Below are 15824 nucleotides of genomic sequence, written 5' to 3' on the forward strand. Positions count from 1 at the left end.
GATGTGAAAAAATGAACAACAAAACAGGGATCTGGATTCTGTTAGCCTCTCTATTTATTGTTGTCCTTCTCTTTATAAGTTGGCAAAAATTCGGAAATACCAATGTATCTGCTCAAATTTTAACCAAAGAGGAAGCACAAAAACTGGTCCAAGACCGCTATCAGGGAACAGTTACACAAATAAAGCGAACCGACGAGCAATATGATATTGAATTAGAAAAAGGAGATAATTTATATCATATCAGTATTGATCCATTAAGTGGAAAAGTCTTACTGTTTTCAAAAAAAGGAACAAAGTCACAATCTCCTGTTCCTTCGACAACTACGCCCCGCAATGATTCTTCTAAAAAACTTACTGAGGAAGAAGTTAAAGAAATTGCAAAAAAACAAGTGGATGGCGCCGTCGATCATGTTTGGCTCGAGACAAAAGGGGAACAAACCTATTATCTTGTACAAATTAAAACCAAAGATGACCGAGAAGCCATTGTTCAAATACATGCGATTACCGGCAATGTTATGTCTGTTACATGGGATGATCATAGCAGAGATGATGATCATAAAAAGGATGACTCTAAAAATCGGAGCGAGGATGATAAAAAAGAAGATTGATGACTAATTAATCATAGAGTTGAAAGTTATACACAACAATAATTCTCACTAATTTCTAATGTTTCTCCCCTATTTGCTCTAATCTTCAGTGGATATTCTGTAAGTGTAGGAACAAATACAAAGGAGGAATTATTAATGAAAAACAAACTTATTGTTGGTGCTTTATCAGGGTTACTTATATTGGGTGGAGCATTGGGTGTGGGAGCTTCAAAAAATGATACACGAGTAGAGGACTCGATTCATAAAGAGGACAAAAACAGCAACACTAGGGATGATGCTAAGGCTGTTGATGGTGCTCATCAAAACAGACACAGCGGCTATGCCTATAACAAGGCCGCTGACGGCACTCATCAAAACAGACACAGCAGCGATGACGATAACAAAATCGATGACGGTGCTCATCAAAACAGACACAGCGGTGATGACGATACAAAAGCAGATGATGATAAATAAACAATGAAAAACTTGGGGAACATACCTCGGAATCTTTTTTAATAATGAAGGAGCCCATCCAATTGGATAGAGCTCCTTTTTTCACTTATTACATGTGTAAAAATTAAGATTTTAAAATTTTCCGTGCTTCCAATAATCGTTGGATTCCCGTTGTAATTTCAACACCAATAAAAATGATTGTCCAAAATACGAGATGGGATTGAAAAAGTACCAATAAGGAAAATAGGATAAAACCTTCTGTTCGTTCGGCTAAACCGGGCTGATAATAAAAAGATTTATAGCTTTCTTTTTCAGACAATGCCCCCACCGTAAGGAAAATGGTCATCGTAAAAATAATCGAAATAGCTAACAAGAGAAACAGGATTAGTACATTTGGTTCGGGGTGTCGAAGTGCTAAGGCAACTAGGATCCCTGCTTCAACTACACGGTCAAATGTGACATCAAGGACTGTTCCCCAGGAAGATGAAGTTTTGCTCTGCCTTGCCATACTCCCATCCACTGCATCAAGGAAACCAGATAACCAAAGCACTGCAACCCCCACAATCGGCTGTCCTAAATAGATTAGAACGCTCGCGATGATTCCAATAAAAAATGCAATATAGGTTACATGATTGGCACTTAAGCCAACTTTTAATAGGTTGTGAGCAGTTTTTGAAATAATAGGTTGAACGGCTGCACGTCCATGAGTATCAAGCATAATAATCCTCCCCCTTCCAAATTATTCAGTATACCAATGAATTTTCTCAAATGGCACGATAATGCTAATCTTCTCGTCTAGTTTAGGAATTTTATTCCACCCCAACGTATTAACATCAAGCAAATTGTTTTCCGATGTTACTTGGATTGAAAAGCCCTCCCTGTTAGGTCTTACTTTTGTGACGATACCTGATATGATGCACGATGAAACTTCTTTATTTATATCACTCAACTGGCAGCCTCTATCTATTACTTGTAGATGATTGGGGTCAATCCATCCTCTATTTTGTGTTGTCGGTAGATTTAATTCACTTTGAAACCATTTATTCCATTGTTTTCTGGAGATTCGATTTGGCAGCGATAAGAACTGTGCGATTTTTTCAGTGGCAGGATTTTGAAAAAGTGCAGCAGGTGCAGCTATTTGTTGAATTGCCCCTTCAAACATAATCCCGATACGGTCAGCAACCGAAAGTGCTTCATCTAGATAATGTGTTACCCATAATATTGAAAAACCTAGTCTTCTCTGCAGTTTAGATAACCACTCAATTAAATCTTGTCTAAGTGATGTATCCAAGGATGCAAACGGCTCATCCAACAAAAGCAGGTCAGGTTTTAAAATCAGCGCACGCCCTAAGGCAACACGCTGTTGCTGGCCTCCTGATAACTGATGAGGATAACGACTTTCCAAACTTTCCAACTGCAGATTTTTCAAGAAATCAAGTGCTTGGATTCTTCTTTCCTTTACTGGAATACCTTTGACTCTTAACCCAAACGCAATATTTTCCAATACAGTCAGATGAGGAAAAAGCCTGGGTTCTTGAAAGACAATTCCCGTAGTTCCATATTTATCTTCCCATCTTAGTTTCCCTGAGGTAAATGGGATAAGTCCTGCAATCCCCTTTAAAAGGGTCGTTTTACCACTTCCGGAAGGACCCATTAACACAAAAATTTCCCCTGAATTAATTTGCAAATCTATCGAACTAATAATTATAGATTGGTTTATTTGAATCTTTATTCGCTCTAACTGCACTCTTCCTCACCCCCTTTTCATGAATTGTTTTCTTGAATTTATCCGCAATAGAAGATAATAAACCAATAACAGAAACAAGATGGGGATAAAAAACATAAGACTATAGGCTGCAACAATCGATGAATTACCACTGTTGGCAAACGGAAAAATGACCAAGGGAATGGTCTGCAAAGTACCCCCGCTCATAATCCATGTCGGTAAATACTGACTAAAGGAAATGACAATGACTAAAAAACTCCCTAATAAGACCGACGGAATAAGCAATGGGGCTTCAATCCAGATAAAGACTTTCCATTCACTTGCACCAAGACTGAGAGCAGCTTCTTGAAGTTTGTTTCCAATTAAACGAAATTGAAACCAGATAGTCGCAATAAAATATGGCAGTGTTACTAAAAGATGGGCAAAGGCCACACTTACATACTCATTTAAAAAATCAAACTGAATCGCTAAATCATGCATGCCAATGATAGAAACGGTATAGGGAATGAACAAGGGGGCGAGTAGAATCGCAAAGATTACTCTCTTCCCTTTAAATTCATTCTGTGCCAAGCCTCTCGAAGCAGGAATTCCTAATAGTAAGTTTCCGATTAGTGTTAAAATAGCCACGATCCAACTGTTTAATAGACCTTCTCCTGCCCTGCCTGAAACGGAAAACAGGTAATTCCATGAATCCAAACTCCATTTTTCAGGTAGAAGTAAAGGCCAAGGCCACTGCTTCGTAAAACTCCAAATTACAAGGGGAATAAAGGGAAGAAAGAGAAAAAGTGATAACATCGATATGAAAAGAACTTTGGCTATCAAACTAGATTTTAGACTTTTCACCATACTCTCCTCCCCTGCTTGTACCATCGCAGTTGTAAAAATATTAATATACTGCCAACCAAGAAAGAAATGACAGCCAGTACCATATTCATTGCAATTGCAATCGGTTGGCGTTCCAAGCCAAATTGAGAATACTCCTGAAACGCTTCTACGGGAATGGAGCCGAACGATGTACTAGCTAACAGTGCGGGAATTTCATATGCGCCTAACGTGAAGGCAAATACTACCCACATCCCTCCAACCCACATCGGCAAAAGAATCGGCACGATGACCCAGCGGACGGTCTGTGAAAATGATCCTCCTAATGCGATTGATTGCTCTCTCCAGTCAGAGAGCAGTTTCAATATAAACGGACTTATTAATAAAATAATAAACGGAACTTCCTTCCACATATAAGCTAATATTACGCCAACACCCCACTCATCGTGGACCAGAACGGGAAATGCTTCGATTGAATCAATCCAGCCTATTTGATAAGCAAATCTAGAATACCAACCGCTTTGCATTAATACTTGCATGAAGAGATATGCGGATAATAAATGTGGAATACCGACCGGCGCTTGAAAAATAATATTTAGCCACTTCCAATGACGTGAACGTTCAACAAGGAATAATGACGCAATTAACCCGGTTACACCGGATAATACTGATACAGCCGCCGCAATCCCAATCGTGACACCGATTGATTGAAGAAATGTGACATTAAACAATTCTTTATATGCCCAAAATTTTCCCTCTTGCGAATCCAAAGAGAAAGTTTCCTGACTTTCAAAACTTAACGAAAGTGAATGCAATGTTCCACCTAGAAAAAAGATTAGCATAAACAAAAGGGCCGGCAGAATTCCCAGCAGCCCCTTATATTTATTTAATTGATTGCTAATTTTAGTCGTTCGCGACATTTTTCATCCATCCTCGTTCCAGCCATTGGACATATTCAGCACCAATCTCCGGTATCCGATGACTAGACAATTCCTGCTGGGTTAGGGTAGCAGGCCCTCTATCAATTGCATCCATTGTTTTTTTATCTTTTTCAGACAAGCGATCCACTGAAAGAGACATATTTTCTCCCCAATACTCCAGTTCCATTTTCTTCATTTGAGCAGAAGGTGAAAGCAGGGTATTAATGAGAATTAATGCGCCATTTGGATTAGGTGCATTATATGGAATAGCAAGAAAATGGGTATTCGACAGCGTTCCCTGGTCAAAGACAAAGGTATTAGTTGAAGCAGGAAATTCACCACTCTTGATTAAGTTAGAGGCATTGGCTTCATCGTATCCCATCGTCATCCAAACTTCACCATTCTTATATAATTGCTCTAACTGAGAAATGGATTGAGGATAAGATTTGCCTTCCCTCCACAAAAATGGTTCTAACTCGTTCAATGCATTCCAAACTTGGTCCGCATCCGCTTTAATCAATGCTTCATTGTACCCATTTAAATACGCATTATAGTCTTTACTTTCTTCATGGAGAACATGGCGAATAAATGCACTTCCCGTAAAATCCGGTGGAGCAGGATACGTAAATTTACCTGGATTTTTCTTTACCCATTCTTTTAATTCAGCAATCGATTTTGGAGGGTTTGAGATTTTGTTACCATCATAGGCAAAGACAAACTGTACCTTTCCCCATGGAGCTTCATAGCCTTCTGTGGGAAACCCAAAGTCGTAATTAATATCATTGCTTTTGGTATCAACAAATTGGTTAAAGTTAGGAAGCTTCGAAGTAAATGGTCCAAGGAGTAATTCTTGTTGCTTGGCAATTTTAAAATTCTCTCCATTCACCCATAAAACATCCATTTCTCCTGAATTTTTATTAGCACGCTTTTCAGTCATTAATTTATTGATAAATTCTGTTGCATCCATTGGATAGCGTTTAACTTCAACCCCATATTGCTCTTTTACAAGCGGTGCAACCCATTCGTCTATATAGCGATTAATGCCTTCATCCCCGCCCCACATAAAGAAATTAACCTTCGACCCTTTTGCCTGAGCAGTAATTTCTTTCCAATCACTTTTTAAACTGGTTTCTCCTGCTTGTTTGGTATTATTCTTTGCATCAGAACTACATCCTGATAAATTCAATAGAAACAATAAAACTACAATCATTAATTTTTTCATAAACATCCCTTTCTAGATTTTACAGCTAGAAATGCAGTTAAAATATCGTTCCCACATTCCTACGAAAAAGTATAATGCACTAACTAAACCATTGATAGGAAGAAATGATGACATTTCGAAGGCAAAATTCAAGCAATACAGATTATAAATCATAAGTCCGGTTAGAAGCAGCCACCGAAAATGCCAGAGGTTCTTTTGAACTAATTTTGCTGTTTTAACTTTCATTGTTTACCCTTCCCTTTCCATTTATAAGGAAGCTTCACGATCGTTTCCGGGGAATGAATCTCGCTTAAATAGTGAATCGCATCTTGGAGGATTTGAGTCTGCAAATGGTGTTCCCCTGCTCTTCCAAAGCTTCTTCCCAGCGGAAAACGTAAATGTAATGTCCTTGGAACCCTTACCTTTTTAGTTAAATCTGCTAAATGAGTAATTGAGATTGTCGGAATTCCTGCTTTTTCGATTGCATATTGAATCAATCCCACGGATTGATGGCAGATATATCAGCCTGGATTCAAAATAACGGCATCTACCTTGTCTTCGAGCAATTGTTTAAGAATTAACGGAATCGTCTCTTCAACCAGCGGTGTCGTATTAGGAATATAACCCATTAGTCCATAATGATGTCGAGCAACACCACCGATACTACCTTTAAGTGCTAGTTCTTTGAGGCGGAATAAAGGAAAGACACAATTAATGTCTTGGTCTGCATCCATTCGGTCAAAATGCGTATGGCTGATCATTAAATCCTTTTCTTGGATTGATGATGGAATAAACCGGACTGAGGAATCACCAGCTTCAACCTCAAAAACAGGCTGTATTTTCATATGGACACCAGCAGTTGTGATAAGGGCAAACACTGCTTCCTTTGCTGGCTTTGTGAAAGGTACTAAAGGAATAATCCCATGAATTGGGCTAACCATATGCTTTGCCTTTAGACTAACGAGTGATTCAATGAACCGATTTCCAGCTAGTTTCACTCTGTTTCCCCCTCTCTGCGATCCAAAATAAACCACCGGCTAAACTTGATATTGAAACAAAAATAAAAAATAATAGTGAAATAGTTAAGGCAATCTCAGCAGGTACACCCATCCCTTTAAAAAATAATACATAACACCCTTCGCGAACCCCTAAACCATTTACACTGATTGGCAGCATAGTGATCACTGAAATAAGTGTAATAATCATTAACAATTGAATCCACGGGATATTAATACCTATAGACAAAAAAAGTAAATCATTAATCCAAGCAAGACCGACCTGAAAAAAGATGGAGAGGATGGTAATCTTTAAACACCACTTATAATCTTCTTTTCGATAATTCAAGGCAATTTGACTTGTTTTAACAAGCGTGTTTTTAATTTTTAGGACCCAACGATTGGTACCAGAGTCAGTCATTTTCTTTTTATCTACTTTACACTTTTTTCTACGTTTGACCACTATACAAATTAGGTAAAACAATAGCAAAAGCATCCCTAAAACAAACAGGATTGGTAAAAGAAATGGTCTCGCATCTTCCACAAACAAGGATGAAAAAACGGCAATTACTACTAGTGCAGCCCCACTTGTTATCCGTTCGAATGCTACAGATGCGGTGGCGATGGGAACTCCTGTGATTCTTCCTAAATAGTAAACACGGACAACATCTCCACCCACACTGCCTGGTAAAAAATTATTGAAAAATAGACCTATATAGTAGAAACGCCCCAATTTAGATAATGAGGCGTCTCGCTTTATTTCTTCATTTAATGATGAATCGACAAGCAGTTTCCATTTTAAGATACTCGAGACAACGGTAATTTGAATAGCAATAAATGCTGCAATAAAATAAATGAACGAGCCCTCTTTTGCAACCTCAATAACCTTACTCCACTCAATTTTTAGTAGAATCCAATAAATTAAACAAGTGCTACCCAAAACCCTTATAATTAGATCTTTATTTTTCAAGATAGAGGCCATTACCCTTTTGCTCCTTGTTTTCCTTTACCCCAGGTTTGTAATTTTGGGCGCAGTATCATACCTAATACTGCTAATGCAATCACAATTGTAAAAACAAAGAACAATATTTTTACGGTGCTTGTTGCATTTTGACCAAGATAGGAATAAAGAAGGGTTGCAGGTAATTGACCAAGGCCTGTCGACCAGAAAAATTGCCAAAAAGAGATGGATGTTACACCTGCAGCGTAGCTAACTAAGTCAAAGGATACAATTGGTACAAGTCTGGCTATAAAAACCGCATGCTTTCCATATTTATCAAAAAATTGATCCCACCAGGTTAATGCTTTTTTCGTGACGATTTTTTCAACGACTGGTCTACCTAAAATTTTGGCTAAATAAAAACATAGGACTGCTCCTGCCATTGCGCTGCTCCAGGAGAGAATAGCTCCCCCAACCCAGCCAAATAATAATCCATTCGCAAAGGTAATTACAAATGCCGGGAGAGGTGCGATGATGGATTGGAAGACCATCAATAATCCAGAAACAACTGCAGCTAGAGAACCAAATGATAGAAGGTAATCACGGAAGCCCTCAACATCTGCCTCTTTTAAATATTGAATCGACTGGTTAAGCGAATTCTGAATTTCACCCTGGGCTAGATAGATTAGCAAAAACAAAGCAATGAGTCCATATAAAAACATCATTCCAAACTTTTGATACCTTGATAATAAATTCCAGCCTGTGTCGGACGCCATTTCGGGATTCCTCTTTTTCAAAAGAGTGATGACCATAATGGCAATACTAATTGGAAAAACAACTAGGAAAATCTGATTCATTTCGCTTAGAGTAAAAATTCCTTCTAAAAACAATGATTTCCTTACTACATAGGCGGGTAGAATTGCTAGACTCCCCTTAGTAATTGTAAAGTAGGCGATAATTGCCATGCTTGAGATTACAATTGCGGCTGTTGCCTTTGCAGACTCCCAGAGCGCAAGTTTTTTTGCGCCCATAAACGTCCTTAAAAAGTAAAACCATGCTCCAGTTAGAATTGAAATCGTTACAAAGTATTCACTATTAAAACGCATATCTAGCCATGAATTCTGAATCAACAGAATAGCAATCGCAAATCCCATAAGGAAGAAGAGGAATAACGACGCAATTAATTGACCGAAGGCACGAATGACGTTTTTCATTTTCTCACCCCTATTATTGTACGATTGAATAAGTTAAAACTAGCGGTGTGCCGTCCTCAGGCAGTACATCCGGATTACCATGGAATTCAGCATGACCACCTTCAAATGTTCCAACAGGGTGGGTAGAATTACTTGTAATACCAGCCGGGCAGCTATCGAAGCACATATAACAACCAGTCATTTTTGCTTCCTGAGTATCGTAGTTTCCACCAAATTTATAAACGATTTTTTTCCCTGAGCTATCAACCATTACATCATTAATGTCATACTCCTTACCCGCATTTTCCCAAGTCACTGTAACTTTTACTTCATCACCTAAGATATATTTTCCGTCAGCCTTAGCTTCAAACTCTTTACTTACATCGCCGCCTTTTGCAACAGCTGGCACTCCGCCAATTTCCAATAAAGCTTCATTGAATTTAAGAGGATTCGCATAAGCTTTCAAGACTGCTTGATCGCCATATTTTCCTTCTATCCAGTTTAGCCCATGGCGTGTTGGGCTTACTAAATACTTCCCATTCACAGTTGCATATACCTTTACAACTTTATTTTCTTTATCAACAAAAATAGGGTTTTCTTTGGATACTTCATTTTGGACCTTTTGTTCTGTCTTTTTCTCGTTTTTTGATGCTTTCGCAGTGGTATCGCTATTGGATTTTGAACTACATGCTGATAACACAAGCATTGTAAGTGTTGCTAGAATAATGAATTTTAATAAAATTGATGATCTACGTTTCATTGCCTATCTCCCTTAAAATAATGATTTCGATGAATAATGATGCGTTTAAACAAACTAATATTGCCCAATATTGTAAGTTTTTAACTTTACTAAGAGTAATATGATAATAACACTCCAATAAAAGGAATAGTTTAATTGCTGAATTTGTTCGAATTTTTGACAAAAACTTATTACAATATTGTTAAAACCTAATGCTCTATCAGTTAACCAATTAAAAACTTTTGAATCAAATCCAGCTATATCTTGAAAAAAGTAACACTTACATCTATCTGGGCTAATATATTATATTGAATTACTATGCTAAGATAAAATCATATTATCTATTTATCCGTTAGTGTGTAATCGCCTTTTTCGATATTTAAATTTCGGCTTGAGGACAGAAAGAAGCCCATCCAAGGTTTGGATAGGGCTTCTTTTTTAATAGTAATAAGTTCGCTAGGAAATGAGTTAGGAAATTTTCTTTAGTTCTTCTGTTAGCTTCAGGAATAATTCTTTATCCCCATGTTGTAAAGTGTGGTCGATTTCCTTGCGGATTTTCTCCCTCTTAAATTCTAGCAGGGCATTGTTTAGAAACATCTCAGCAACGACAGCATCTGTATTCTCATCCGAATGTTGTGGTGAATTAAGTAATTTCTTTTCCATGGAAATCAACTCCTTACGTTTTTTCTAATTATACAAGGAGTTTTCTAAAAATTCAAACACTTTATTTCAAAAATCAAAAAATAATTTTACAATATATTCAAAAACACAAAAATATAGTGTCAGGCACCACTTTTTTGGGAACATTATACTCATCTATTTTATTACAGAGCAGGTGACGGTTTTGATGGAACAAGCACCATTTGCAGGTGTTCAACCAATTAATAACATTAATGTTTATTATGAATTTTATCCCAATCAAGCATCGGAAGAAACGTTTGTTTTATTACACGGCTTTCTTTCGTCCACCTTCACTTTTCGCCACCTTATATCATTATTAAAAAAGAATTACCAAGTATTATCGATTGATCTTCCCCCGTTTGGGAAAAGTGCAAAATGTAACCGTTATGTTTATTCCTACAAGAATATAGCCCAAACAGTCATTAAACTTACAGAGTCTTTGGGGTTAAAAAAAATGACCTTTATCGGTCATTCTATGGGCGGACAAATTGTGTTAAATATCCTTCATATGACGCCTGAACTCGCAGACAAAGCTATTCTACTCTGCAGTTCCTCCTATCTTAAACGATCGAAATTGCCCTTAATCTTAACTAGTTACCTGCCCTATTTCCATCTCTTCGTAAAATATTGGTTTGCACGAACCGGTGTTAAAAAGAATCTTCAAGATGCACTTTTTAATCATACGATTATTAACGAGGAAATGATTAATGGATACTTACAACCCTTTTTAGAGGACGAGATTTTCGTCGCGCTTACAAGAATGATTCGTGACCGAGAGGGCGACTTACCCGTTGAAATCCTTAATGAAATCAAAACACCTTGTTTATTACTATGGGGGGACCATGATAAATCGATGCCGCTTAATGTGGGTGAAAAGCTAAATAAAGACCTGGTTAATTCTGAGCTGATTGTATTAAAAGATACTGGTCATGCCCTTCCGGAAGAGCGCCCAATGGAGGTGTTTGAATATATTAAGGGATTTATTGAACATTACAAAACGGCAGCTGAATCCTAGCTGCCGTTTTTGTGTTGGTATCCCTGAAGTATATTAGTAACGGTGCCTGACACCGTTAAAACATTCTTTATTTAAACCAGCCCTTTTCTTTAGATTGGGTGATAGCCTCAATTCGGTTTTTAACTTCGAGTTTGTCGAGGATAATGGAGATATAATTTCTGACTGTTCCTGTTTTGATGCTTAGCTCTTCAGCGATTTCTTTTGTGTTTTTACCATCTGCAACGAGTTCCAACACTTCTTTTTCTCTGTCGGTTAACGGATTTTCTTCCCCATATACATCGTCCATTAATTCCGGTGCATAAATTCGTCTTCCGGACATCACACTTCGGATGGAATTTGCCAACTCTTCACTAGGACTATCCTTCAACAAATAGCCGCTTACACCAGCCTTTATTGCCCGTTGGAAATAACCGGTTCGGGCAAATGTGGTTAAAATGATTACTTTGCAGCCCAAACCCTTTAACTCTTCAGCTGCCTCAAGTCCGCTCTTACCCGGCATTTCAATATCCATAATACAAACATCCGGTTGAAGCCTTTTTACCAGAGAAACCGCCTCTTCCCCATTTGATGCCTTACCGACAACTTCCATGTCATCTTCCAAATTTAGCAGCGAACCAAAGGCTCCCAAAAGCATTTGCTGGTCTTCAGCAATTACAATCTTAATCATTTTTTATCCCCCTGTTCTTGGCTTGACATCATTCGGTACACTAATAATTAATGTTGTTCCACCTTTTGTCAAAATGTCTATTCTTCCATTTATAAATTCCAGCCGTTCTTTCATGCCAATCAGCCCATGCCCTTCAGCTAACTTTTCCATCTCACCCTTAAAAATGCCATCATCATTAATTTTCATAACCAATTCCTTCAACGATTGCTCAATGGTTATGGAACACAATTTTGCTTCACTATGTTTAACGACATTATTTACAGCCTCTTTTAAACACATGCTTAGAATATTCTCTGTTAATAGCGAGACACAGGTTGGTGAAAAATCTCCATCCTTGAAAAAATTAATCTGTGCTGCCTTAAGGATTTGTTCCACCCGAAGGATTTCATCTTTCAAGCGGATCCCTCGCATCGAAGAAACCATCTTTCTAACCTCACTTAAAGCCGTTCGAGCGGTTTGCTGAACATCCCTCAATTCATTCCTTGCCTGTTCAGGGTCTTTTGAGATTAATTTTCGTGCTAAATCTGATTTCAACCCTATAAGTGAAAGTTTTTGTCCAAGTGTATCATGAAGGTCCCTTGCTATTCGCTGCCTCTCTTCTATTTTGCCAAGTTCCGAAATCCGCTTATTTGCATCACTTAACTTTTCTTCAAGCTGTCCTCTCTCCTTGCGATTATGAATGCTAAACGGGAGAAGGATCACACTAATCCAGATAATAATAACAAAGGGTAATTGTTGTAGAAATAATTTTTCATGCATGACGATGCTGAAGTTGATTGAAACAGATGTGCTAAACAAATGAATAAAATACAAGGTCAAAAAGGCAACCCTGTCTTTTATATTTCCTATAAAGTAGGCAAGGAAAAAGGCAAAATAAACGTAATTGAAAAGGCTGTTTGCAGTGATCGAAATTCCAATCAAAATCAACGTCCATAAATAAACCGGCCATCCTTTGGAAATAAACGCAATCCGGTAAAAGATAAAGAATAGCAGTGTCAGTAAAATCCCAACGACTATTTCAATCGTAGAAGGTGATTGAAAAATAAAGTAAAACGGCAAAATACCAAGAATCGTCCATATATACGGTGCAATCCCATTATTTTTTTGAAATGTCATATACTTTTTTATCATGAACGAAACCCCATTTTCACCTTTAATCCTTCATTCTCATATCATAACTCAAAGTAGCAATGGAATGAAAATTTGTTCTACCTAGCTCATTCCATATATGTTGTTTACACCCATATGTAATATTTTCCCACAGATAATTATATAATACACTAATCAGAACTTTATACCCGTTTAGACCGTTCGAATATTGGAAATAAAGGTTGTTATAAAACAACTAGGAGGAATGGATGTTGAGAGATGTATTCAAATGTTGCTCCGAAATCCCTTATTTGCGTCTTGGTGCCGGTGAACCATTAGTTTTTCTTCACGGACTTGGTGAAGTGAAGGAGGGGTGGGGAAATCAGTTTGAATTTGCAAATCAGTATGACTTAATTATCCCTGATTTACGAGGTCATGGAGAGTATATTACACCTGGAGAGATATCAATAAAAAACTTTGCTTATGATGTTATTAGCCTATTGAAAGGACTTGGGATTGAAAGCGCGCACATTTGTGGGTTATCCATGGGTGGAATCGTAGCGCAGGAAATCTATCGCCAAGCACCCGAAATGTGTCGTTCCTTAATGCTGGTAAGCACGTTACATTTTGCTCCGCATCATCTTGGCAAACTATTTTCAAACTTTCGGAAAAATCGATCAGAAAATAAATCTCTTGAGGATATAGCAGAAAGGTCTGCGAAGGTTTGCCTCTATTCTTGGACAAAAGAAAATATCGACAGCTTTTCTCAATTTTACAAACCAAATAAAGAATTCTTCTATAAATCCGCGGATGCCTGTCTAAAAGTAAATAATATCACATTACTACCAACAATAAAGGTTCCCACCCTAATTATCGGCGGCCAGTATGATTCGGTGATCCCTGTTTGGGTACAATTCATGATGCACAAACAAATTCGCCACTCCGAATTTGTTATTTTTAGGAATACCGGCCATATTGCAAAGTTAGAGGCGAAGGATGAATTCAATCAAGTTCTAAGGACATTTTTGAACAAACATAGAATGGCAAGTTAAAGGGGAAGGTTAACCTTCCTCTTCTCTTTGCCTCTACTTATTATATATTTCCTTGTACCATACTTTAGTACAAAATCATTTTGAGACCTGTTTTGAGCGACTGGATGCCCATTGATCAACAATGCCCGCAAACATGCCGGATAATGCAAGTCCAACATGCCCTGATTCCACGCAAAGATATGTTTTATCCTTACTTGATACTAAATCCATAATTGGCTTACTTTGATTTTCTAAAACTAAATTATCTCTAGAACCAGAGATAACAAATAGATTGGCATCAATATTACTTAAATCCGCCTTTTTATTTCCAACTAAAAATTCCCCTTTTACGAGCTTGTTATCTCTAACTAGGTCATTACCTAATTGTTTATAAGCCTCCCCCGTAAAAGAAACCTGATCAAGCGTCCACTTATTCATTCGACGCCATTTATCCACATAACGCTGATCGTGGGCTCGATTTAAAAGCATGGTATAGTTAGTAAAATAGATAGGTGATCCAACCGCTCTAAACATCATCTCAACATATTTAGGTGGGACAACTCCATAAATATCGAGGAGATGTTCTATCGCAAAATCCCCATTCCTGAAGCCCTCGGCCCATTTCTCCGGACCGATTATCGTGGAGAAATCGATTGGTACAGTAGCTACAATTAAATTTTTAATTGGTTCTTCCGCAATCGATGCATAGATAGATGCAATCGTACCGCCTAAACAGTAGCCAACTAATGTAATTTCTTCAACATCAGAATGGCGTATCGCGCGCTTAACAGCTATTTTTAAATATTTCTCAATATAGGTATCGAGACCGATTTTTTTATCCTCATAGCCTGGTGTACCCCAATCCAATAAATACACGTCATAACCCATATCCGTTAGTTTTTTAATAACGCTCGACTTTGGATCAATATCTAGAATATAGGGTTTATTAAAAAGTGAGTACACGAAAAACAATGGAATTTCATATTTTTTCTGTTTGGCAGGATAATACCATAACACTGATTTATTTTTTCTCCAAACTTCAGTTCTTGGAGTCTGACCTATCTTGGGCTCTGGTTCACTTAATAGCTTAAAGACATTAGCCCAACGTTCCATTTCTTTCTGGTAATCCACATCGGGAATTAGCCCTTTGAAAGGTGTTTCAGTTGCCACTATCCTACCTCCATTTCAATTTTATTTTGAAACTCCTGAACTGGTTAGCTCACGTTCCACACCTTTGTCTTTATTGATAAGAGATTTTAAACTCTCAAATTCCTCTTTGAAATTTGATAATTTAGAAAGTTCAAACCTCACTTCTTGAAGTTCTGCATGTAGTTTTTTTGATTCTACTTGCTCTTTTTTCGATTTAACTAACTCTGTTTTAAGCTGCTTTGTCAGTTTAATAATTTCTTTGGAAATTTCTACAACACTTTCAATTTCTTTACTTTGTGTTTTCATGGAATCCTGCAAGTTCCAAATTTGTTCCTCAAGAGCTTCAATTTTCTCTTCTGCTTGAATGGTTAGGTTTGCCACATTAGAGACATCATTTTTGGTTGGCAGATTTAACACATTAGCAAGTGCTTCATGATTCTTTTTAATTGCATCTAGATAACGGGATTTAAGTTCTGTTCCTACATTGGATATTTTTACGAAATCCTTGTTATCCGTCAAAAGATAGAAAAACTCATTCATCTGTTTTTCCCATAATAAACTAAGCTTATGAATGGATTCATATGGATCGTAAGGTTTATTACCCGACATTACTTCC

At 37.5% G+C, this 15824-nt stretch carries 18 protein-coding genes; 4 read left to right on the forward strand and 14 right to left on the reverse strand.

The genetic code is table 11. The annotated features are described in order from the left end of the window. Nucleotides 1–11 precede the first annotated feature (11 nt). Nucleotides 12–608 carry a PepSY domain-containing protein gene (locus RCG22_RS08960; RefSeq protein ID WP_308106565.1) on the forward strand — a complete coding sequence of 199 codons (597 nt, stop codon included), beginning with the start codon at nt 12–14 and terminating at the stop codon, nt 606–608. Nucleotides 609–743: 135 nt separating this feature from the next. Beyond that, nucleotides 744–1061, forward strand: coding sequence for a hypothetical protein (locus RCG22_RS08965; RefSeq protein ID WP_308106566.1), 318 nt, complete (start codon nt 744–746; stop codon nt 1059–1061). A 103-nt stretch (nt 1062–1164) separates the two neighbouring features. Here RCG22_RS08965 and RCG22_RS08970 read toward each other — a convergent pair whose 3' ends face one another. The 10 genes from RCG22_RS08970 to RCG22_RS09015 form a co-directional block, all read right to left on the reverse strand. After that, nucleotides 1165–1758: a CDP-alcohol phosphatidyltransferase family protein gene (locus RCG22_RS08970; RefSeq protein ID WP_308106567.1), complete on the reverse strand. Its 594-nt coding sequence runs from the start codon at nt 1756–1758 to the stop codon at nt 1165–1167. A gap of 21 nt (nt 1759–1779) precedes the next feature. Continuing rightward, on the reverse strand, nt 1780–2787 hold the full coding sequence (locus RCG22_RS08975; protein ID WP_308106568.1) for an ABC transporter ATP-binding protein: 1008 nt from the start codon (nt 2785–2787) through the stop codon (nt 1780–1782). Between the two features lie 6 nt (nt 2788–2793). Then, nucleotides 2794–3612: an ABC transporter permease gene (locus RCG22_RS08980; protein WP_308106569.1), complete on the reverse strand. Its 819-nt coding sequence runs from the start codon at nt 3610–3612 to the stop codon at nt 2794–2796. Then, nucleotides 3606–4508 (reverse strand): ABC transporter permease, encoded by a 903-nt coding sequence (locus tag RCG22_RS08985; protein ID WP_308106570.1) that lies wholly within the window; start codon nt 4506–4508, stop codon nt 3606–3608. Before RCG22_RS08985 ends, RCG22_RS08980 begins: the two co-directional genes overlap by 7 nt. Continuing rightward, nucleotides 4492–5730, reverse strand: coding sequence for an ABC transporter substrate-binding protein (locus RCG22_RS08990; RefSeq protein WP_308106571.1), 1239 nt, complete (start codon nt 5728–5730; stop codon nt 4492–4494). The genes RCG22_RS08985 and RCG22_RS08990 overlap by 17 nt, the downstream gene beginning before the upstream one ends. A 221-nt stretch (nt 5731–5951) precedes the next feature. Further along, nucleotides 5952–6707, reverse strand: a complete 756-nt coding sequence (locus tag RCG22_RS08995) for a glycine/sarcosine/betaine reductase selenoprotein B family protein (protein WP_308106572.1) — start codon at nt 6705–6707, stop codon at nt 5952–5954. Then, nucleotides 6679–7686 (reverse strand): lysylphosphatidylglycerol synthase transmembrane domain-containing protein, encoded by a 1008-nt coding sequence (locus RCG22_RS09000; protein WP_308106573.1) that lies wholly within the window; start codon nt 7684–7686, stop codon nt 6679–6681. The genes RCG22_RS08995 and RCG22_RS09000 overlap by 29 nt, the downstream gene beginning before the upstream one ends. After that, nucleotides 7686–8858 (reverse strand): TVP38/TMEM64 family protein, encoded by a 1173-nt coding sequence (locus RCG22_RS09005; RefSeq protein ID WP_308106574.1) that lies wholly within the window; start codon nt 8856–8858, stop codon nt 7686–7688. The genes RCG22_RS09000 and RCG22_RS09005 overlap by 1 nt, the downstream gene beginning before the upstream one ends. Nucleotides 8859–8871: 13 nt before the next feature. Beyond that, nucleotides 8872–9597 carry a YdjY domain-containing protein gene (locus RCG22_RS09010; RefSeq protein WP_098260983.1) on the reverse strand — a complete coding sequence of 242 codons (726 nt, stop codon included), beginning with the start codon at nt 9595–9597 and terminating at the stop codon, nt 8872–8874. A 447-nt stretch (nt 9598–10044) separates the two neighbouring features. Continuing rightward, complete coding sequence (locus tag RCG22_RS09015; RefSeq protein WP_066252279.1) at nt 10045–10239, reverse strand: IDEAL domain-containing protein; 195 nt, start codon at nt 10237–10239, stop codon at nt 10045–10047. 184 nt (nt 10240–10423) lie between these two features. On the opposite strand from RCG22_RS09015, the gene RCG22_RS09020 reads away from it, so the two are divergent. Then, on the forward strand, nt 10424–11272 hold the full coding sequence (locus RCG22_RS09020) for an alpha/beta fold hydrolase (protein ID WP_308106575.1): 849 nt from the start codon (nt 10424–10426) through the stop codon (nt 11270–11272). 67 nt (nt 11273–11339) lie between these two features. Here RCG22_RS09020 and RCG22_RS09025 read toward each other — a convergent pair whose 3' ends face one another. Both RCG22_RS09025 and RCG22_RS09030 read right to left on the reverse strand, forming a co-directional pair. Then, nucleotides 11340–11939 (reverse strand): response regulator transcription factor, encoded by a 600-nt coding sequence (locus RCG22_RS09025; protein ID WP_098260981.1) that lies wholly within the window; start codon nt 11937–11939, stop codon nt 11340–11342. Nucleotides 11940–11942: 3 nt separating this feature from the next. Next, complete coding sequence (locus RCG22_RS09030; protein WP_308106576.1) at nt 11943–13070, reverse strand: sensor histidine kinase; 1128 nt, start codon at nt 13068–13070, stop codon at nt 11943–11945. A gap of 227 nt (nt 13071–13297) precedes the next feature. Between RCG22_RS09030 and RCG22_RS09035 the strand changes: the two genes are divergently transcribed. Next, nucleotides 13298–14080, forward strand: coding sequence for an alpha/beta fold hydrolase (locus tag RCG22_RS09035; protein ID WP_308106577.1), 783 nt, complete (start codon nt 13298–13300; stop codon nt 14078–14080). A 75-nt stretch (nt 14081–14155) separates the two neighbouring features. Here the strand turns inward: RCG22_RS09035 and RCG22_RS09040 are convergent, their stop codons facing one another. Continuing rightward, nucleotides 14156–15229 (reverse strand): alpha/beta fold hydrolase, encoded by a 1074-nt coding sequence (locus RCG22_RS09040; protein WP_308106578.1) that lies wholly within the window; start codon nt 15227–15229, stop codon nt 14156–14158. Nucleotides 15230–15250: 21 nt separating this feature from the next. Then, on the reverse strand, nt 15251–15817 hold the full coding sequence (locus RCG22_RS09045; protein ID WP_308106579.1) for a polyhydroxyalkanoate biosynthesis repressor PhaR: 567 nt from the start codon (nt 15815–15817) through the stop codon (nt 15251–15253). Between the last annotated feature and the right edge of the window lie 7 nt (nt 15818–15824).

This window comes from Neobacillus nitrireducens, from assembly GCF_030915405.1.
Classification (GTDB): Bacteria; Bacillota; Bacilli; order Bacillales; family Cytobacillaceae; genus Neobacillus.

Bases quoted from the DNA above. Each gene is read 5' to 3' on its own strand.
- RCG22_RS09030 (WP_308106576.1), bottom strand. From the start codon at position 13,070: ATGATAAAAAAGTATATGACATTTCAAAAAAATAATGGGATTGCACCG.
- RCG22_RS08965 (WP_308106566.1), top strand. From the start codon at position 744: ATGAAAAACAAACTTATTGTTGGTGCTTTATCAGGGTTACTTATATTG.
- RCG22_RS08985 (WP_308106570.1), bottom strand. From the start codon at position 4,508: ATGTCGCGAACGACTAAAATTAGCAATCAATTAAATAAATATAAGGGG.
- RCG22_RS08960 (WP_308106565.1), top strand. From the start codon at position 12: ATGAACAACAAAACAGGGATCTGGATTCTGTTAGCCTCTCTATTTATT.
- RCG22_RS09045 (WP_308106579.1), bottom strand. From the start codon at position 15,817: ATGTCGGGTAATAAACCTTACGATCCATATGAATCCATTCATAAGCTT.
- RCG22_RS09005 (WP_308106574.1), bottom strand. From the start codon at position 8,858: ATGAAAAACGTCATTCGTGCCTTCGGTCAATTAATTGCGTCGTTATTC.
- RCG22_RS09000 (WP_308106573.1), bottom strand. From the start codon at position 7,686: ATGGCCTCTATCTTGAAAAATAAAGATCTAATTATAAGGGTTTTGGGT.
- RCG22_RS08990 (WP_308106571.1), bottom strand. From the start codon at position 5,730: ATGAAAAAATTAATGATTGTAGTTTTATTGTTTCTATTGAATTTATCA.
- RCG22_RS08970 (WP_308106567.1), bottom strand. From the start codon at position 1,758: ATGCTTGATACTCATGGACGTGCAGCCGTTCAACCTATTATTTCAAAA.
- RCG22_RS09035 (WP_308106577.1), top strand. From the start codon at position 13,298: ATGTTGAGAGATGTATTCAAATGTTGCTCCGAAATCCCTTATTTGCGT.
- RCG22_RS09010 (WP_098260983.1), bottom strand. From the start codon at position 9,597: ATGAAACGTAGATCATCAATTTTATTAAAATTCATTATTCTAGCAACA.
- RCG22_RS09020 (WP_308106575.1), top strand. From the start codon at position 10,424: ATGGAACAAGCACCATTTGCAGGTGTTCAACCAATTAATAACATTAAT.
- RCG22_RS09025 (WP_098260981.1), bottom strand. From the start codon at position 11,939: ATGATTAAGATTGTAATTGCTGAAGACCAGCAAATGCTTTTGGGAGCC.
- RCG22_RS09015 (WP_066252279.1), bottom strand. From the start codon at position 10,239: ATGGAAAAGAAATTACTTAATTCACCACAACATTCGGATGAGAATACA.
- RCG22_RS08980 (WP_308106569.1), bottom strand. From the start codon at position 3,612: ATGGTGAAAAGTCTAAAATCTAGTTTGATAGCCAAAGTTCTTTTCATA.